This window comes from Methylomonas methanica (assembly GCF_001644035.1).
GTDB classification, from domain to species: Bacteria; Pseudomonadota; Gammaproteobacteria; order Methylococcales; family Methylomonadaceae; genus Methylomonas; species Methylomonas methanica_A.
On record NZ_LUUG01000077.1, the window covers coordinates 16,721 to 36,359 of the forward strand.

Consider the following 19,639-nt stretch of genomic DNA (forward strand, 5'->3'; position numbering starts at 1 on the left):
CTATTCACCCTGTCAGCAGCTGCTGTTTGAGTTCCAGCAGTTTCACGTAAAAACACTGAGTGATTTTTATCATTATTTTTGCTGATCAATAACTGATAAAAAATTTTATTAATCAATAAATACAGATATTTATAAATTATTGATTGGATATGTTTTGCCCGATATCGCTATTTACGTACTGCTGGCATGCCTATTGCAAAATCGATATTAAAGCCGGTTTGATTTATTGCCGGCAGAGTTTTGATGTTGGTTGATATCGATTTTTTAACATTCGTTTAGGTGGAATAGTGAGCGATAAATTAGCAAGTGCTTTTTCAGTAAGCGCTACTCGACAGGAAGGGGTTCCTCAAGTAATCAGTGCGCGCCGCAGGCTATCGACTTGCGTGGCAATGGCTATCGCCGGGGTGTCTATGGTGTCGGCATTTGACGTGGAAGCCGCGCCGAAAAAAAACAGCAAAAGCAAAAGCGTAAATAGCAAAGCGGTTAGCGATTTGGAAGCGGAAAATCAGGCTTTGCGTCAGCAGCTTGCTGCCGCCAAACAACGCGAATTGGAATTTATCAAGCAAGGCGCAATAGGTGCTGCGCCAGCCGGAGCCGCGGTAACATCTACAGAAACCACTGCCGCGCAGAATGAAGCGCCGGCTGAGGCTTTAGCCAAGAACGACGAAGACCAAAAAGAGGATTTGGGTGAAGTGGTCGTCAAGGCCAAGCCCAAATTGGCGAAATTACACGAGGTGGCGCAATCGGTATCAGTGGTATCCGGCACCGAGCTTAACCGGGAATTGTCCAGGGACTTGGGCGACATCACCCGCCGCGCCTCCAACGTACAGTTCAACCAGAACAACACGCGTGGCGCCTCATTGTCGGTGCGCGGTTTGGGTAAAAGAAGCTTCACGGAAACGCAGGACCCCAGCGTCGGTGTGACGGTGGACGGCGTCCCGTACGCCTTGACGCAGCTGGCTAACTTCAGTTTTTACGACGTGGAAGCTGTGGAAGTAACGCGCGGGCCGCGCGGCACCGAAGGCGGTTTAGCTGCCAGCTCCGGTAAGGTCAATGTTACCTCAAAATTGCCGACATTTGCGCCAACGGCCGAATTGTCCGCCGCTTATGGGCAAAGGGAATCGCTGATCTTGCAAGGGGCTTTGGGCGGTACGGTGATTGATAATTTTCTGGCTTGGCGCGGTTCGTTTATCGTTGACAAGGCGCGCGGTTTTTACGAAAACGAATACGATAGAAATTACACACTATATAACCGTGACCGCTTAAGTGGCCGCGCGCAGTTGCTATTTACCCCGACATCCAATCTGACGGCAAGATTCATCGCCGACTTTGAGCCCAAGCAGCCGCAGCTGCAAAACGGTTTGACCTTCTACCACGATCAGCCTTTTCGGTTTGCCGACGGCAGTCTCACGGATAGAAACGGCACATCCGCCTACTCCAAACTCAATGGCTATTTCAGTCATAGCAACCAATTTGCACTGACCGACACGACAAGTCCGGGTGCGATCAGCGCTGTTGGCTCAAGAGCGGCGGCCGGGCAATATTTTGCGAATCGAGGCTTTACCTATAACGACTACATTGGCGGCGAACAACGCGGCACCGTCTGGTTCGACCAAAATAAAGGTCAAACCGTCAACAATCAGGGCGCGGCGGCCTTAATCGACTGGGAAGTCGGCAATCATGTATTGAGTTCCAGGACCGGGGTGCGCGAATATCGCTTCGATGCGCATAACGACGAAGGCACGCCGTTTGACATCAGCGCCGATGGCGGCGGTGGGGTTAAATATAATCAATGGACGCAGGAATTTAAAATCGTCAACAAACCGGGTGGCTTTCTGGATTACAAAGCCGGTGTGATCGGTTTGTGGACCAAGGATAATGTAGACTCGAAAGCCGGCTGGGGTGCCGACGCCGGGGCCTGGTTTGCCACCAATGGTCAGTACAATGCTTTATATAGAAACGCCGGTACCAATCGCGGAGCTGGTGAGGCTATCCTGAAAGACCTGTTGCAGGATGCGCGTACCTTCGAATCTACCGAGATCCGTACCCAATCCGGCGCCCTGTACGGCGAATCGGATTTGCACTTTACCGATAAATTCACCCTTACAGCAGGGGTACGCGCCACCCATGAAGATCGTAAATCGCGTAACTTCAAGATTATTGGCCGAAATGGTGTCGGCGGAGCGTTTAATCCTGTAGCGGTAAGGGATGTGGCGACCGGCGGGTTTAACTCCGATACTGCGCAGTCTTTTACGGTCGATCAGAACGGCGACGGCGTACCCGACAAAAATCCTGACGGCTCCAATAAAACGGTTACCAACTCGTTCTACGGATCGACCACCAATTACGGTAAGCTGAACGCGGCGCAAACCGGTGTAGTAGCCGGCGATGCCGTCGTGAACAGTGCCGAGCAAACCGCGCTGGCCGATTCCTTGGCGGCGCGTTACTTTGGCGGCTCCAGCTATTCGGCTTTGACTGCCGCGCAAAAAACCATGGTGGCCAACGCCAAAACCCTGCGTGCTTCGCAAATCGGCCGCTTGAATCAAACCGTCGAGGATGATTACCGTGATGTGTTGTATACCGCGCAACTGACGCCCAGCTACAAAATCAATGAAGACCTGACGACGTATTTGTCCTGGCAATATGGCGAGAAATCCGGATCGATCGCCCCGGTCAACGGTCTGCCTTTCACCGTCAAGCCTGAAGAAACCCATGCCCTGGAGCTTGGTTTCAAATCCTTCTGGCTGGATAAGTCCGTCGTGCTCAATGTCGACGCGTTTGTCATGGATATTAAAAATTACCAGCAAGCGGTACAAGTGGTCGATCAATTCCAAACTGAAGTCAATCTGGCGCCCGGCGGTTCCGGCTTGACGGCTTATGCGACGACTCAGGGCAATGTCGGCCGAGTGCGGGTACATGGCGTGGAACTGGACAGTGTGATCAACACCATCCCTGATTTGTCGATCCGCTTTAACGGTGCGTATAACGTTGCCGAATATCTGGATTACAAAAATGCGCCCAAGCCCGATGAGCTGGGTTATCTCACCGGGGATTACGTCGATATGACCGGCCAATATCTACCGGGCGCTTCCAAATGGAATTTTAACGTCGGCGCGGAATACACCAAACCGATTTTCGAGAGTAAATACATCGCGCACACCAGCTTTAATACCAATTACCAAACAGAGTTCAATAACAGCGATACCTTATCCGCCTACGGTTGGGTAGGTGATAGGGCAAGAACCGACGCGGCGATAGGCATAGGTACCCGTGACAAGCACTGGGATTTGAGCTTGATCGGTAAAAACATCTTCAACGATAGAAATCACGAAACTGGTTGGAATTCCTATGCGCCGGATCCTTATCCGAGGTGGTTCGGTATTCAGCTAAGCGGGAAAATTTAGGATGGGAGGTTGACCGAAATATGCGATTGACACCAGCTCGTAACCTGGAAACGAAACTGTTGATAGGCGGGCAGTTAGTCAGCAAAGGCTGATGACCTTTCAACAGTTTTTTATTTAGCGGCGTTGTTGCGGAGTTAGAAGGGCGGATAAATTTGGTTTAAAAGTTAGTTATTAAATTCAATTGTTTAAATCTAATTAATGGATGGCTAGGAGGATGTTTATCACCCTGTGGCACGGTCGTTGCGTTGAGCGTTACAGAAAGTTCGGATCGCGGGCGTCGTAGCGGCGTTGGCTCGAATTGGTTTTTGTAACATTCGAATAGGTGAGATCGTGAAGGAATATTTAGTGGGGAGTCTGTCGGCGGACAACATCGAATCGGTGAAAGTGCCGTTGCACATCAGCAATCGGCGTGGTTTGTCGGCGTGCGTGGCAATGGCAATAGCGGGTGGTTCAATGTTACTTGCTAACGATGTGATCGCCCAAACGGCAACGGTGAAAAAAAGCGCAAAAAAAGCCGGAAACAAAACGGTTGCCGATAGCAAGGTTAGCGATTTGCAGGCGCAAGTCGAGCGCTTGAGCCGGGAGCTGGAGGCATCCAAACGTCGCGAGCAGGATCTGCTCAAGAAAGGTGTGGCTACTGCGCCTGCCGCGGCCGGCACAGCCGAAGCAGCTGGGCTAAGCAGCCAGGAGCCGGACAGCGTTGTGGCGGCTGCCGAACCGGAGCCGGAAGAAAAAGCCGACGAACCGCAAGATCTGTCGGAAGTGGTCGTAACGTCTCGGCGTAAGGAAGAAAAATTACAGGAAGTGCCGATTCCGGTAGCGGTAATCAACCGGGAAACGCTGGAGCGGGATAACGTGGTATCTGTGCAAGACTTTTCCCGGCGCGCACCCAACCTGGGGGTCACGTCGGCGAATGCCCGGCAAACCAGTATTGCTTTGCGGGGATTGGGTAAGAACAGCGGTAACGAATCCATGGAACCCAGTGTTGGGGTGATGGTAGATAACGTCTGGCGGGCCTGGACCGGGGCGGCGTGGGCCAACTTTGCCGACCTGGATCAGGTGGAAGTGTTGCGCGGTCCGCAAGGTACGCTGCAAGGCAAAAACAGCAACCTGGGTTTGCTTAACATTACCACCAAGGCGCCGTCGTTTAAGAACAGTTATTACGTGGATGGTTTTGCCGGAAGCCGCGATGCGCTGCAAGGCAAATTCGGCGCCACAGGCACCATATTGCCCGGCTTATTAGCCTACAGGGCCTCGGGTTTTATCGATAAGCGCGACGGTTTTGTGAAGAACTTTGATGTACATCGTAGCGAAGGTGATTTAGGCGAGACCAACGCCCTGGGCGGCCGTTTGCAATTTTTGTTTACGCCGAGCGAAGATTTGAGTGCGCGCTTGATTGTCGATAAAACCGCCTCGACCCAAACCATGAGCGTGCAACCACTCATCGCCGATCCAACGAGATTTGATGATGGTACCCTTCGGACTACTACTTTCAGCACCCGCTTGGCTAGGGATTGGTTTAATACGCTGCGCAGCAATGGTCAAGCGGTGACCGTGATTGGCGATCCCAGGGCGATGGCGAATAATGAAAGACGCCAATCGCGCGGTGACGGGTCGGGTGTGTCCGCCGAAATTAACTGGGATGTGGCAGGGCATCGTTTCACCTCTATCTCCGCTTACCGGGATGCGTTGTTTGAACCGAACCATGATGGCGAGTCAAGCACCGCTGACGTCGAGCGTATCTCCGGTTGGACCGTTAAAAATGAACAGTGGTCGCAGGAGCTTAGGCTGGCGTCTAAAGACCCCGGACCAGTCGATTACCAATTCGGGGTATTTGCGATGCGGGCTATCGCCGATACGTTTAATCAACGCCTTTTCGGCGTTGATGCTGGCGCCTTCCACGCAAGCAACAGCCAATATGCCCTATTGAATGCCACTCCGGCATCCCGGCAATTATTGGCGGCGTCCATGCGCGACACCATGTTGACGCAAAACGTGGTGCCGGCCACTGACAGCTATGCCGGCTATGGTCAGATCAACTGGCATGTCACCGATGATGCGACCTTGACCTTGGGCTTGCGCAACACTTTTGAACGTCGGGAAAACACCGGTTACAGCCGGAATTTAGGCGGTGTCAATCTGGATACTTTGGGAGCGTCATTGGGTGCCAATGCAGCGCAAATTGCTGCTGCCAAAGCCATCCGCAGCAATCGTCTGGGGCCGGAATGGGATGCACCGCGTCAGGGGTTCGATCAGAACTCGCAAAACTGGTTGATCAATCCCAGCTATAAGGTCAATAAAGATCTGATGGTTTACGGTTCGGTGGCCGGAGGCCAAAAATCCGGTGCCGCGCAGTTCAACTTCAATACTGGAGCCACCGAAAACGTCAAGCCGGAAGACGTGATGGACTACGAATTTGGTGTGAAGACTACTTGGCTGGATCGCAAGCTGGTGTTCAACGTCAACTTATACCAAACCGACATTCAAAGTTTTCAATCGCAGTTGGTTGCACCCGATCCATTGCGCTCAGGGCAATTCTTGTCTCAGCTAGGCAATATTGGCGGTATCCAATTGCGCGGTATCGAGTTGGAAACCAATTGGGATATTACTCAAGGTTTGAATGTGTTCCTGAATGGTTCGTATAACAAGGCCATTTATACCGACTTTGCCAACGCGCCTTGCCCGCCGGAGGCTAATAACACGGGTTATTGCGATCAGACCGGCAAAACCATACCCAACGCGCCGGCCTTTACCGCCAACTACGGGATAGATTACCGGGCACCGCTCACCTTTGGTTACGGTAACGACTACGGTCTACAGTGGCATGCCTATCTGATCGATAGCTTTAAATCGGCGGCTAACTACAACGCCAGCTTGTCGCGTTACGGTAAGCAGGATGCCTATCACGTCACCGACGGCGGCATTGGTGTGGGTACCAAAAATGGTAAGTACAACCTGGATTTGGTCGGTAGAAACATTTTCGACACCATCTACTTTACCAATGCCAGTAACTTTTCCGGTACCGGCGCGGCTAGCGCGTCATTCGGCGATGCGCGTTACTACGGGGTGCACTTTAGAGCCAAATTCTAATTGTTACTTACGCCGGGCAGCTAAACTGCCGCCCGGCAAACTGATTGATCGAAACATTTGCAAAGGAAATACTTATGTTATCTAAACACTTATATTTACTTGGTTTTGGCGCGTTGATATACGGGGCGGCCGCTTGCGCGGACGACCCGGTTACGCCCGCTATTCCCGGGGTCTCCGCCGGTGGCGTAGTAGCCGAGCTAATCAAGGACGGCTTTAACGGCACGGAGGGACCCATTGGCTATACCGACGGCAGTTTATTGTTCACGGAAACCCAAGCCAACAAAATCGTTCGTATCGGCTTGGACGATAAAGTCTCGACGTTTCTGGAAAATTCCAACGGCGCTAACGGTCTGGCTTTGACGCCCGATGGCGAAATCATCGCGGTACAAACCCTAAAAACCAAAGTCGGCGTAGTCTATCCAGCCAACAAGAAAAATACCTTGGCCGAAAATTACCAAGGCACGGCATTTCAGCGTCCGAACGATTTAGTTCGCGCCAGCAATGGCGGTATCTACTTCACCGATAGCGGCACCCGGCCCAATAAAGAAAATCCCAATCCGCCGCCATCGCATCCCGGTGTATTTTATATTTCACCGGGCGGCGAGCTTAAGCAACTGGCAACCGACATCGAGCGTCCTAACGGTATTCAATTGAGCAAGGACGAAAAGGTGTTGTACGTCGCCAATACGCAAGGCGAGCATATTCTGGCTTACGACATTGCCGCGGATGGCTCGATTCAGAATCGCCGCAACTTTGCCAAACTGGATGGCTGGAAAAAAGGTGAAGACGGCACTTGGTCCAGCGGAGCGGATGGCATTGCATTGGACGATGAAGGTAGATTGTATGTTGCCTCCAACGCCGGCGTAGAAATCATCAGCGCCAAAGGTGAGATTCTGGGCGTGATTCCACTACCCAAAAAGCCGCAAAATCTGGCCTTCGCCGGTATCGATAAGAAAACCCTGTATGTGGTGGGTCGCGGCGCGGCCTATAAAATTCCGTTGCTGACTGCTGGTATTAGCAGTCGGCCGAAATAGTGCTGAGTTGGCGGAGTATCTGAATTCTCCGCTCTGGGCACTTAAACCCTTGTCGCGCTGGCGAATTTAAGGGCCATCGCAATTATTTCATCAAGCTCTCGTGGTGATAACCTCTAACGGGCAAGGATTTATCCTTAGCCCGTTTTTTTTGTCCGGCGTTTTTTTGCCAAGCCCCAAGTTTTCGAACTTGGAATGTTGCAAAGTTTCGCTCCGGCTTATCTGCAAAATCTCCTCTCAACATGCCCATACAACCTTAAACGCTTGGCGTGGTGCTAGCCCAGCAACAGTGCGTGTTGCGACCCTGCTGAATTTCCACCAGCTGCCTGAATTTTACTTGGGAATTTATAAATTCCTTAAGCGAGTTTGGATGAATTAAAAATAAATAATACGTTGTAAATCAATGCTTAAACGGCTTATAGGCGTTTGAAAAAAACCGGTGTTTTCTGGGTGGCACGCTAGTTGCTTTTTACCTAATGAGGAACCTTATTTACGCGCGCTAAACCGTGCAGTTAGCAAAATTAATAACAGGAAGAAATATCGATGAAAAACACGACCACTGCTGCTTTATTAGCTCTGATCTTGGCCGCTCCGGTAGCGTTTGCCGCCGACGCGGACGCCGGCAAAAAAGCCGAGGCGCCGGCTGCGCGGCCTTATACCTATAAAACTCCAAAATTGAAGCGCGCTGAAATCGATGCTTTGCTCGCCAAGCCCGAGCAAGTGTTGTTTATCGATGTGCGGCGTCCCGATGAAATCAGCAAGATCGGTACCTTTCCGGTCTATTTGAACGTACAGATTGATGACCTGGATAAAGTTTTACCGTTTATTCCTAAAGAACGCTCAATCGTCACTGTTTCCAATCATGCCGGCCGTGCCGGTAAATCCGCCGACTTGTTGGCTGAGAAGGGTTTCAAAGTGGTAGGTGCGATAGGTTCGCAAAACTATGAAGAAGAGGGCGGCAAAATCACCAAAATCGCGGTGCCAGAACCCAAACCTGAAGAACATGCCAAAGAGCAAGAACACAGCAAAGGCCATAAGCACAAAGGTTAATTTCCGAATGAGGTTGGGTGATCCCGGCTTCGTTCTATCAAGCTGACATTTTGGAGGAATTCCATGAAAATCAAACTATATTGCGCGGTGGTCTGGGGGCTGGCAATTGCGCTCTCAGACGCAGCCCAGGCAGCCGACGACAAGCCGGCAACCGAAGCCGCTGCGCCCGCCGCACAATCCAAATCCAAACTCTGGTCGTATCAACCGGTGAAAGCGCCGGTCGTGCCTGACGTGCAACAAAAGGATTGGGTGAGAACCCCTATCGACGCTTTCGTGCTGGCACCTTTGGAAGCAAAAGGCATCAAGCCTTCGCAAGATACCGACCGCGCGTCGTTCATCCGCCGGGCCACGCTGGACGTTTGGGGCGTCATCCCTACACCGGAAGAAGTCGATGCGTTTGTTAACGACAAATCAGCCGATGCCTATGAAAAATTGGCTGACCGTTTGCTGGCTTCGCCGAAATACGGTGAGCGCCAAGGGCGTAAATGGCTGGATTTGGCGCGTTATGCCGACAGTACCGGTTTCCAAAACGATAACGACCGCTTGAACATGTGGCGTTACCGCGATTACGTGATTAGCTCATTTAATCAGGACAAACCGTACAGTAAATTCATTCAGGAACAATTGGCCGGCGACGAGTTGTGGCCGGGCGACGAACAAGCCTTGGTTGCCACCGGCTTCATGGCGCAATTTCCGGACAACAGCAACTCCCGCGATTTGGTGCAGCGCAAATACCAAATTACCACGGATATTACCGATACCGTGGGCAAGGTGGTGCTGGGGCAAACCGTGGAATGTGCGCGTTGCCATAACCACAAATTCGACAAGATCAGCCAGAAAGATTATTTCTCGCTACAGTCGTTCTTTGCCAATGTTGCTCCGGTAGACAATATCCCCGCGAAGAAAGGCGAGGTGGAAAAAGCCTACGAACAACAGTACGCCAAATGGGAAGAGGCGACTAAAGATATTCGTGCCAAGAAAAAGGCCATTATCGATACGCATAGGGAAGAGGCGCTTAAATATCACAAGGAACGTTATTTGACCGACTCGCGGGAAGCGATCTTCAAACCCAAAGAGCAATGGAACGCCCGCGACCGTTGGGTAAACCATCGTTTGGCTAATGTGACCGACGAAGGTAGCTTGGAATCGTATTTCCGTGAAAAAGGCGAAAGTACCGACGCTAAAACTCGCGATCCAAAGATTGCCGAGCAATGGGCCGAGTTGGAAAAACTGGATAAAGAACTTAAAAAATTCAATGATCTGAAACCCACCACGTCCTCCAATACCATTTCGGCGATGACTGAACTGGGTCATCCGGATGCGCCGCCTAGCTATGTGTTTGCGGTGGGCGATCACGAAAAACCTTTGGAAGAAGTGCAACCGGCGTTCCCGGAAGCGATTACCGACGAAAAACCGGACATCAAACCGTTGCCGTTTTCATCCGGTCGCCGTTCAGCGCTGGCTAAATGGATTACCAGCCCGACCAATCCATTGACTGCTCGGGTATTTACCAATCGGATTTGGGATCAGTATTTCGGTAAAGGTATCGTTACCACCGTCAGCGATTTCGGTAAAGCCGGTCAAAAACCGACACATCCGGAATTGTTGGATTACCTGGCGCACAAATTCGTCAACGACGGCTGGAGCGTAAAAAAACTGCATCGCGAAATCCTGCTGTCCAGTGTTTATCGGCAATCGTCCGCTTACCGTGAAGATGTGGCGCAAGCCGACGGTGAAAACCAATTGCTGGCAGTGTTTCCGCGCCAACGGCTGGAAGCTGAGCAAGTCAGGGACTCCTTGTTAGCCGCGGCCGGCAAATTGGAAGAGAAAGTGGGCGGTCCTAGCGTTTACCCGCCATTGCCGAAAGCGATTAACACCGCCAGCGGTAACTTCCAAGGCGATCCAGCCTGGAAAACCTCCAAGGATGTTCACGATCAGAACCGCCGCAGTTTATACATCTTTACCCGGCGCAGTATCCCTTATCCGATCCTGGATTCCTTCAACATGGCGTCGCCGCAGGAAGCGCACAGCAAGCGCGAGGTAACCACCACGCCGCTGCAAGCTCTGACCTTGTACAACAGCGAACTGATTTTCGATTGGTCAAAATCCTTGGCCGGCCGAGTAATCAACGAGGCGGGTGAAGACGAAGAAGATCGGATCAGCAGGCTGTATCAAATCCTGTTTGCGCGGCAACCGGACGATAGCGAGAAAGAGTCGTTGCAGGCCTTCTTGAACGAACAGGAAGCCATCATTCGCGCCAAGGCAGCGGATGGCAAATTTGAAGTGAACGTGCCGGCCGGCGTTAAGGACAAGCCGCTGGGTGACCCTGTTAGAGCTGCTGCATTCGTGGATTTGGTCCACGTCGTAGCCAACTCCAACGAGTTTATCTACCGGTTTTAACCAGACATACGACTCGGTCTGAGTGGGCGTCTGCCGAATCGGCAAGCGCCTTACCGAACCCGAAGTAGTTGCCGACACAAAATTATATTCAAGAGGTTTAGATAATGAACAACAAATCACGTCGAGATTTTTTAATAAAAACCGGCTATGGCTTGGGCGGCTTGGCTGTCAGCGGTTTTCTGCCGGGCGGTGGCGTCATTGCCAGCGCGTTTGCAGACGACCCTGCCTTGCAAGCGCTGGCCGGTGCCAATCCCTTAGCGCCGAAAGCGCCACATTTTGCGCCTAAAGCCAAAACCGTGATCTGGCTGCATATGTCAGGTGCCCCCAGTACGCTGGATTTGTACGACTACAAACCCCAGTTGGTCAAACAAGCCGGTACCGGTATTCCGGCGTCGTTTTTGCAAGGTATCAAAACCAGTACGCAAGGCGGTATTACCAAATTGATTGCCACTAAACGCGACTGGAAACAGCACGGCCAAAGCGGCGCCTGGTTTTCCGACTGGTTGCCCAATCTGGCGGAACATGCCGACGACCTGGCATTTATTAAATCCAGTGTGACCGTTGGCGCCACCCACGATATTTCCATCATGAAGTTGAACACCGGCGGTTTGAACCCCGGGCGGCCAACGCTGGGCGCATGGGTGCAATATGCCTTGGGTTCCGCGAATCCGAATCTGCCGGCCTACGTGGTGTTGTATAACGATAAGCGCGAACCACGCGGCGGTGTGACTAACTGGGAATCCGGCTTTTTGCCGGCGGTGTATCAAGGTACGCCGTTCCGTCCGGGCAATTCGCCGATTCTGCATTTGAACAATCCTGAATATTTGGCCGCCGCGGAAAAACGCCATGCGCTTGACCTGTTGAAACAGATCAACCAAAAACATGCGTCTAACTATCCGACCGATAGCGAACTGCAAGCCCGCACCGAGTCATACGAACTGGCTTATCGCATGCAGGAAACCGCACCGGAAGCGGTCGATTTCAGCAAGGAATCCGAAGCGACTAAAGCGCTATATGGCCTGAACGACGAAATCACCCGTCCATACGGCGAGCTGTTGTTGCGTGCCAGACGCTTGACCGAGCGCGGCGTGCGCTTCGTGCAAGTCGTATCCGGCCCGACCGACATCAAAGGCGACAGCCGCGATTGGGACGCGCACCAAAACATCGAAGACAACCACAGCAAGCATTCGAAAATTATCGACAAACCGATCGCCGGCTTGTTGAAAGATTTGAAAGCCAAAGGCTTGCTGGATGAAACCCTGGTGGTGTGGACCTCCGAGTTCGGCCGTACGCCATGGAGCGAATCCGGCGACGGTCGCGACCACAACCCTTGGGGCTATACCCAATGGATGGCGGGCGGCGGCGTAAAAGCCGGCTACACCCATGGCGGCACCGACGAACTGGGCGTACAAGCCATCAAAGGAACCGAAGTCGATACCTACGATTTGCACGCCACTGTGTTGAACCAATTGGGTCTGGATCACTTGAAATTGATTTACAAGTATCAAGGCCGTTCGGAACGTCCAACCGTGGTGTACGGCAAAGTGATCAAGGAATTGATCACCTAAGTTCGGGCCTTAGAGGCTTACCCGAAGGCGTGGTGCTTTCGGGTAAGCGATTCGCCGAATTGGCTATTAGCCTGGTGAGACGCGAATTTGAACCAATGGACATCTCTGAAAATTCCTTCTTTATCAAGCAGGGTTTCAAGAAAACGCTGTCAGAGAGCAAGCGTTTATCCCGGCAAGGATGTTGGGTGGCCAATCGATGGCAGACCGGATTATCTCCCGGTAAAACGTGATGCTGGGCCTTTGTGGGGGCCTTGGGTGGCAGTATTAGGCTTGATCTCTGCTGACAAAGAGGGAATTTTAGAGATGTTCCGAGACAACTATTAATGCGGTTTGTAATGCCGTGACAGGGTTATTGATATGCGAAAGACGATTTATCTTTTCGGAGTGTGGTTAGTGCTCAGCAGCAGTGCGGTGATTGCCGAAAGCGAATTCGATTTCGAAGAGTTAATGAATGATGTGGAAACCAAAATTCAGGAAGTGCAAAACAATATTGCCGCCAAGGATGCCAACACCGCGGTAACGCAAGCCAAGCAATTACAGGACGAATTCAAGCTGGTCGAAGGATTTTTTGCGAAGCGCGGCAATGCCGATGACGCGACGCATAACGCCAAGGAATATCAGGACAAGGCGGCGAATATTCAGAATGCGCTGTCTGCCGGCGATTTCGATACGGCTGCCGTTGCCGCCAACGACTTTTCCAAACAATGCCGCGGCGCCTGCCACGACAAATACAAACCCCTCTAATTGAACGCCTATGAAACACCTAATTTTGAAAAGCCTGTTGCCCGTCGTATTTGCTTTGCCGGTGATGGCCGCGCTGCCCGAAGGCCATCCAGCCCCGGATTTTGAAGCGCAAGCCTCCCTGGCCGGCAAGGCTTTTAATTACACGCTGGAAGACGCTTTGAAAAAAGGCCCGGTAGTCGTGTATTTCTATCCGTCCGCTTATACCGGCGGTTGTAATTTGCAGGCGCATAGTTTTGCGGTCAATCACGAAAAATTTGCCGCCGCCGGTGCCAGCATCGTCGGTGTATCGCTGGACAGCATCGAACGCCTGAACGACTTTTCCGCCGACCCTAATTACTGCGCCAGCAAATTTCCGGTGGCGTCCGATGCCGACGGCAAAATCTCCGGCAATTACGATATTGCCGTGAAAGCCGCCGCGCCGGGTAAAACCGATAGCCGAGGTGTGGAAATCAACCATGGCTTTGCCGAGCGCACTACCTTCGTGGTCACGCCGAACGGCAAAATCGCCGCGACCTTGGGCGGCTTGAAACCCGAAGAAAATGTCGCCAAAGCCCTGGAAATCGTGGAAAAGCTCGCCGCCGATCGATCGAAGGCGAACTAAACATGGGGTTTTGCCGCTGGCTATTCGCTGTGACGCCCGAAACCAAACCTCGCAGAGCACGAGCACATTGGCGTCGGCGCAGTCCGTGGTTGGCCGTCAGTACGTTCGCGTTGTTGGCCTCCGCGAAAACCGTATTTGCCGAGCAGGGCGCTGAGCCTTCCTTGCAACGCATCGGCAGCGGCGACCCGGTCGCCGGTAAACAAAAGTCCGCTGACGAACGTTGCCAGGAATGTCATGGCGAGGATGGCAATAGCGGCGATGTCAGAATTCCCAGCCACGCCGGTCAATACGCCGGTTATCTGGTTAAACAGCTCAGCGATTTTAAATCCGGCGCTCGCAATCACGAAATCATGAGTGTGATGGCCGCCGATCTGACTCAAGAAGACATGGCCGACATCGCAGCGTATTTTGCCAGCCAGAAAGTCATGCGCGGCGACAGGATTGCCGACAATCCGCTCGCCAAAAATTTGTTCGTAAACGGCGATGCGGCGCGAGATTTGCCCGCGTGCGCCAGTTGCCACGGTGAAAATGGTAAAGGCATGGTAAAGGACAACGTCATTTACCCGGTGATCGGCGGACAACGCCGGGTTTATCTGCGCAGTCAATTGACCAACTGGAAGCTGGGTGAACGCAAAAACAGCCCGGAGGCCGTGATGAACAAGGTCGCCAAGTCGTTGAACGACGATGAACTGAATGCCTTGGTCGAATACCTGTCGGGGTTGTAACGAGATGAGCGTGCCGCTGGAAGCTTATTCCCATCCTTTTTACGGAGTTGATATGAAACGTTTTTTTCTGGGTAACGCCCTATTGCTGTTAGTCGCGTTTTCGGCTCTGGCCGGCTTGCAAGAAGGCGATGTCGCGCCGGATTTCAATACGCAAGCCTCGTTTGCCGGCAAACCGTTTGCCTATTCGTTGAAAGAGGCGCGCGGCAAGGGCCCGGTAGTGGTGTATTTCTATCCGACCGCTTACGGGCGCGGCTGCAATATTCAAGCAAGAACCTTTGCTATTAATCATGACAAATTCGCCGCTGCCGGCGCGACTATCGTCGGCGTGTCTCTGGACAGCATCGAGCGTTTGAACGCGTTTTCGGCCGACCCTGAGTACTGCGCCAGCAAATTTCCGGTGGCTTCGGATGCGGACGGCAAGATTGCCAATGCTTATGGGTTAAGCGTGGACGAATCAAAAACCGGGCGTTTCGACAGTCGCGGCGTTCAAGTTAATCACGGTTCTATCGCCCGGACCACGTTTGTGGTGGCGGCGGACGGCAAGATCGTTGCCAGCGTGGGCGACTTGCAACCCGCCGAAAATGTCGAAAAAGCCTTGGAGATTGTGCAAGGTTTGGGCAAATCCGCACAGGCTGGACAATAACGGGTTAAGGACGTGTGCAGTAGGGGGCGAAGTACAAGCTTATTCTCAACGGGTAGTGTCATCAACAAAAGGTGTTTAAGAGGGCGGTAATGAAGAAGTCTTTGAATTGGTTGTTATATGAAACCCACCGCTGGCTGGGGGTGGTGTTGGCTTTGTTCATGTTTTTCTGGTTTTTTACCAGCATCGCGATCATCTATTCGACGCCGACCACGCAAAGCCGCAGTCAACAACTGGCGCATGCGGAAAGCCTGGCCCCGGAAGCCGGCTGGTTGAGCCTGGGCGAAGCCTGGGATCGCAGTGCCGAGCAGCGCAAGCTGTTTGCCGCGCAACATAAATCCAAGCCGGCAAGCATGGGTGAACATGGCGCGCAGGCAAAAGCCGAAGCGGGCAATGGCGTCGAACATGCTGTCGGTATAGCCGATGCACGCTTGGTGAGACGTAACGACGAGCCGTTTTGGCTGGTGGAAGATACCAAAGGCGCGCGCTTTGCTTTGTCGGCGCTAGACGGCGGCTTACGCGAAACCTCGGTGGAGCAGGCGCTACGCATCGCCGACGACTGGTTCAAACGCGACGGTATTAACCATAACTTGCAAGTAGTGGAAACGGTGGAAGCGCCCATTATTCTGCGCAACCAGGATGCCTTGCGGCCGTTTCATCGGGTAGCAAGCGACGATGGCGACGAGTTGTTGATTTCGGCGCGTACCGGCGAAGTGCTGCATGCCTCGACCCGCGTCGATAGGGCGTTTTACTATGCCGGCAACTGGTTGCATTTATTCAAGCCCCTGGAAGCCATCGGTCTGGGGCAATATCGCCACGATGTGCAATTATGGTCCGGCTTGGGCGCGACTATCGCGTGCATTACCGGTTTGATTATCGGCTGGCTGCGCTGGCGGCCGGGTTTTAACGGCAAGCCCACCTACTCGCAAGGCCGCACGCAGCCGTATCGCGAATTTTGGTTCAAATGGCATTTCTGGAGCGGTTTGATTGGCGGTACCGTCGCGCTGTCCTGGGCGCTGAGCGGATTTATCGATACCAATCCCGGCAAATTCTTCTCAGAAGCCAATCCGAGTCGGCAAGAACTGAACCGTTATTTGGGCAAGGTCTTGCCGGATGCGATGCGCAATTGGCAACCTGGCCCGCTTAATTCTTCTGAGGGTAACGACATCGTAGAATTGGGTTGGCGGCGCTTGGGCGGCGAAGCGGTTTTATTGGCCTACGGACGCGATGGTCAGCGATTGCCGCAAACCGTGGCGGGTTCGGTGCCTTTATTCAATAAAGTATCTTTAACCGAGGCAATTAACCGCGTGGCGGAGGATACGCCAATCGCCAGCCAGGAGTTATTGGACGACTACGACAGCTATTATTACCCCCGCCATCATCAAAGCGTGGTGGAAAAGCCCTTGCCGGTGGTGGTTGTGCAATTGGCGGACGAAGTCGGCACCCGGTTTTATCTGGATCCGCAGGACGGTAGCTTGTTAGCCAAGCTGGACCGTAGTCGCCGAGTGTTTCGTTGGCTGTATTCCGGATTGCATCATTGGGATTTCGGTTGGCTGTATCACCGGCCGATTTGGGATGCCTGGATGTTGACCTGGGTAGGTTTCGGTTTAGTGTTGGGCGCTAGTTCGCTGGTGGTAGGTTGGAAGAGGCTGGTCAAAACGTTTAAACCGAAAACTCGCAGATTAACAAAACCGGAAAATATGCCGGAACTAGCGGCCGATGTGCGGAATTAAGCGGTTTAGTCTTGAAATGTTGAATTTTTTGATGCGATGAAACGGATTTGCAGTACCGGGCAACGAGCCGCCGCTATTCAAACCTTACTCGGTACTGCCAAACTTAATGGTCTAAACCCGGCGGCATGGTTAAAGGAAACGTTGGAAAAACTGCCGATCTGGCCCAATAGCCGCATTGATGAATTGCTACCTTTGACACCTGGGCAGATCGATGCCATTAAACAGATTTTGCCTGAAAGACCAAAGTGGTAGGGATACGCGCTTACAGCGTATCGCCGAGGCGATTTGATGGAAAAACGATCCCAGCTCATGGCCGACTGGACCAGATATTGCGAGTCGGGTAATCAGACTTTAAGGTAGTGTTCCGGTTAAGTTCAAATAGTAGCGCGTATGTTTGCGTTCTCCCGTTCTAAACAATACGCCCTTGGCGACCAGATCCTGCAGATCGCGAGTGGCCGTTGCCGACGGTGCTCCTGTGATGCTGCGATATTTGTCCGCACTCAATCCGCCTGTGAAGCCATCCGGACCTTCCCGAAACATTCTGGCCAACGCTTTTTCCTGTCGCGGATTCAGTTGCCCACGCACGTGGTCGTAGAGTTTGGTTTTTTGAATTAAGAAATCGATCCATTGATGGGTGTATTCCTGAGCGGCCATCACCAATTCGGCGAAATAAACCAGCCAGTCAGTCACGTCGATCTGCTTGTTAGCCAGTTCCAACGCGGTGTAGTACGCATTGCGTTGACGTTCGATGGTAAATGCCAGAGCGATTAATGTCGGTTGCCCCAGACATTGGGCCAACGCCTTTTCGGCAATGGCGCGACCCATGCGACCGTTGCCGTCCTCGAACGGATGAATGCTGACAAAATAAAGATGCGCAATCCCCGCGCGCTGTAAGGCCGGAAAGGGCGTGTTTCCATCAGGTGCCGTGCGATTAAACCAATCAATGAACCGATCCATTTCCGGCGTCATTTGGCAGGACGGCGGCGCCTCGAAATGGACCTTGGGCGCATAAATGGGACCGGAGACAATTTGCATCGGGTCGTCGTGTGTTCGATACCGCCCGACATCCTGTAGGTCGCTACGACCAGCCGTAATCCAGGTATGCCAGCGATACAACTGCTCGTGAGTTATGGGCGTGGCAAAGTGCTGGTACAGATCGACCATAACCTCCGCGATACCTTGTTCGGCTGGCGGGACTTTTCGATGATCGGTGGTTAAACCGAATTGGCGGCAAATCGAAGACTGCAGGCTGTCCCGGTTGAGATATTCGCCTTCAATGGCTGATGTTTTCAAGGCTTCATTGCTGATCAGCTCGATGGTCAGCTGCCGTCTGTCGTCTTCAGACAAATGCTTAACCGCGCCGAATGACACACCGGCGCCAAGCAACAAGCGCTTTTCAAAATCGTCCAGCTGCGTCGCGTTGTAGGTGAAGCGCGGCCAACCCGCCAGTTGCCAATTCCAGATCATGATCAATACAAAATGATTTTATCGATCATAAATATAGCATTTATTGAGCTATAAATGACCTGTTTAAGCATCACGACAGCCTGAATTACCAAGATGGGCAAACGCGAGGGTTGTAATTGATGAAGTTAAAGTGAAGTGAGATTACTGGTGTTACCGGTGTTACCGCGTTATCTGGCCTACGCTGCAAAGGATATGTCGAGGGATTACCAAATATTACTGGTATTACTCGCAGACGATGTTTATAAATCAGCTTCCAGATCATCGAGGTCTGTCTCTTATCGAAATCGATTTAATCGATTTTGGCGTCATCCCAGCTTTTAATGCCCCGATTTTCAATGGCGGTCGGTGCGAAAGTCATTCATAACTTTAAATCTGAATTGTCCAATAAAATCCAACGCCGTCCAGCTTGGTTTTATTGCTTAAGCAATTGAAATAAAATGAAAAAACTATTTGACAGCCGCTCAATTTCAACCCCAAAATATCCCCGCACGTAGAATTTTTCGGGACGAAATTTTCATAGACTGCACTTCGGCAGTATAAAAGCGAAGAAGTACCAACTATAGAGTCCCTAGTGGGATGGCAGAGGAACGCCGCTGGATGTACTGTGTCCGTTGGGCCTTAGGGTCATGCGTCCACGCTTAAATATATTTTTTTGGTGCAGATGGAGTTTTGAAAACGCTCTATCTGGGGCGGCAGGGAAAATGCGCCTTGATGAAAGGCACGGTCGCTGTCGATATTAAAGCTAGTTTTAAACTCATCAACGATCGTCTGCCGATCGCTGAGTAATCAAAAGCGCCTTGATGGCGCAAACCTATAGACCGCGCAAGTAGGGTTTCGAAAGGTGATGTTGCCATTGCGCGTTTGCAGGCGCGCAGAAATTTTGTCTGGAACCCTGGTTCCGCAAAATGGATAACTGAAAGGTCGTTTGACCGCTTCGGTGGTGGCAATCTTATAGCTAGGGTTTTTATATCAATCGTTCCGATCTGGATCGGCGTCAGGCGACTGCCTGCCCACCCGAGCAAGGCGATTGAACGTCTCTTAAGAATCCCGTCGTCCCGTTTTCACATCGGTCTGTGCCACCGGCAGTCGCGTTTGCCGGCGTAACAACCGATTTCGTCACGCGGATTGGATCTGGATTCCCTTCAAAGTCATACCCGGACGTTTGCATAACGTCTTCCGGTAAAAA

Annotated in this window: 11 protein-coding genes and 2 pseudogenes; 12 read left to right on the forward strand and 1 reads right to left on the reverse strand. The window is 52.2% G+C overall.

Features of this window, described 5'->3' with window-relative positions; genetic code table 11:
- Positions 1-287: 287 nt before the first annotated feature.
- The 12 genes and pseudogenes from A1332_RS13280 to A1332_RS13335 form a co-directional block, all read left to right on the forward strand.
- Positions 288-3,404, forward strand: a complete 3,117-nt coding sequence (locus tag A1332_RS13280) for a TonB-dependent receptor (RefSeq protein WP_231890292.1) — start codon at positions 288-290, stop codon at positions 3,402-3,404.
- A 330-nt stretch (positions 3,405-3,734) separates the two neighbouring features.
- Positions 3,735-6,494 (forward strand): TonB-dependent receptor, encoded by a 2,760-nt coding sequence (locus A1332_RS13285; protein WP_231890293.1) that lies wholly within the window; start codon positions 3,735-3,737, stop codon positions 6,492-6,494.
- 74 nt (positions 6,495-6,568) lie between these two features.
- Positions 6,569-7,528, forward strand: a complete 960-nt coding sequence (locus tag A1332_RS13290; protein WP_064008971.1) for an SMP-30/gluconolactonase/LRE family protein — start codon at positions 6,569-6,571, stop codon at positions 7,526-7,528.
- A gap of 540 nt (positions 7,529-8,068) precedes the next feature.
- Positions 8,069-8,575 carry a rhodanese-like domain-containing protein gene (locus tag A1332_RS13295; protein ID WP_064008972.1) on the forward strand — a complete coding sequence of 169 codons (507 nt, stop codon included), beginning with the start codon at positions 8,069-8,071 and terminating at the stop codon, positions 8,573-8,575.
- Between the two features lie 63 nt (positions 8,576-8,638).
- Complete coding sequence (locus A1332_RS13300; RefSeq protein WP_197491456.1) at positions 8,639-10,975, forward strand: DUF1549 and DUF1553 domain-containing protein; 2,337 nt, start codon at positions 8,639-8,641, stop codon at positions 10,973-10,975.
- A gap of 104 nt (positions 10,976-11,079) precedes the next feature.
- On the forward strand, positions 11,080-12,543 hold the full coding sequence (locus tag A1332_RS13305) for a DUF1501 domain-containing protein (RefSeq protein WP_064008973.1): 1,464 nt from the start codon (positions 11,080-11,082) through the stop codon (positions 12,541-12,543).
- Between the two features lie 393 nt (positions 12,544-12,936).
- Positions 12,937-13,287 carry a hypothetical protein gene (locus tag A1332_RS13310; RefSeq protein ID WP_082879688.1) on the forward strand — a complete coding sequence of 117 codons (351 nt, stop codon included), beginning with the start codon at positions 12,937-12,939 and terminating at the stop codon, positions 13,285-13,287.
- A gap of 64 nt (positions 13,288-13,351) precedes the next feature.
- A pseudogene (locus A1332_RS13315) lies at positions 13,352-13,759 on the forward strand (peroxiredoxin); the annotation flags it as partial.
- 131 nt (positions 13,760-13,890) lie between these two features.
- Positions 13,891-14,613, forward strand: coding sequence for a c-type cytochrome (locus tag A1332_RS13320; protein ID WP_082879686.1), 723 nt, complete (start codon positions 13,891-13,893; stop codon positions 14,611-14,613).
- 52 nt (positions 14,614-14,665) lie between these two features.
- Positions 14,666-15,256 (forward strand): peroxiredoxin, encoded by a 591-nt coding sequence (locus A1332_RS13325; RefSeq protein WP_064008989.1) that lies wholly within the window; start codon positions 14,666-14,668, stop codon positions 15,254-15,256.
- A gap of 89 nt (positions 15,257-15,345) precedes the next feature.
- Positions 15,346-16,986 carry a PepSY domain-containing protein gene (locus A1332_RS13330; protein ID WP_064008976.1) on the forward strand — a complete coding sequence of 547 codons (1,641 nt, stop codon included), beginning with the start codon at positions 15,346-15,348 and terminating at the stop codon, positions 16,984-16,986.
- Positions 16,987-17,037: 51 nt separating this feature from the next.
- Positions 17,038-17,238, forward strand: a pseudogene (locus A1332_RS13335) (transposase domain-containing protein); the annotation flags it as partial.
- A 99-nt stretch (positions 17,239-17,337) separates the two neighbouring features.
- On the opposite strand, the gene A1332_RS13340 reads toward A1332_RS13335, so the two are convergent.
- On the reverse strand, positions 17,338-18,453 hold the full coding sequence (locus A1332_RS13340) for a Fic family protein (RefSeq protein ID WP_064008978.1): 1,116 nt from the start codon (positions 18,451-18,453) through the stop codon (positions 17,338-17,340).
- Positions 18,454-19,639 lie beyond the last annotated feature (1,186 nt).

What these genes read in the sequence shown, in the direction of transcription:
- A1332_RS13290 (WP_064008971.1), top strand. Translation starts at nt 6,569, where the DNA reads ATGTTATCTAAACACTTATATTTACTTGGTTTTGGCGCGTTGATATAC.
- A1332_RS13295 (WP_064008972.1), top strand. Translation starts at nt 8,069, where the DNA reads ATGAAAAACACGACCACTGCTGCTTTATTAGCTCTGATCTTGGCCGCT.
- A1332_RS13300 (WP_197491456.1), top strand. Translation starts at nt 8,639, where the DNA reads ATGAAAATCAAACTATATTGCGCGGTGGTCTGGGGGCTGGCAATTGCG.
- A1332_RS13305 (WP_064008973.1), top strand. Translation starts at nt 11,080, where the DNA reads ATGAACAACAAATCACGTCGAGATTTTTTAATAAAAACCGGCTATGGC.
- A1332_RS13320 (WP_082879686.1), top strand. Translation starts at nt 13,891, where the DNA reads ATGGGGTTTTGCCGCTGGCTATTCGCTGTGACGCCCGAAACCAAACCT.
- A1332_RS13325 (WP_064008989.1), top strand. Translation starts at nt 14,666, where the DNA reads ATGAAACGTTTTTTTCTGGGTAACGCCCTATTGCTGTTAGTCGCGTTT.
- A1332_RS13330 (WP_064008976.1), top strand. Translation starts at nt 15,346, where the DNA reads ATGAAGAAGTCTTTGAATTGGTTGTTATATGAAACCCACCGCTGGCTG.
- A1332_RS13340 (WP_064008978.1), bottom strand. Translation starts at nt 18,453, where the DNA reads ATGATCTGGAATTGGCAACTGGCGGGTTGGCCGCGCTTCACCTACAAC.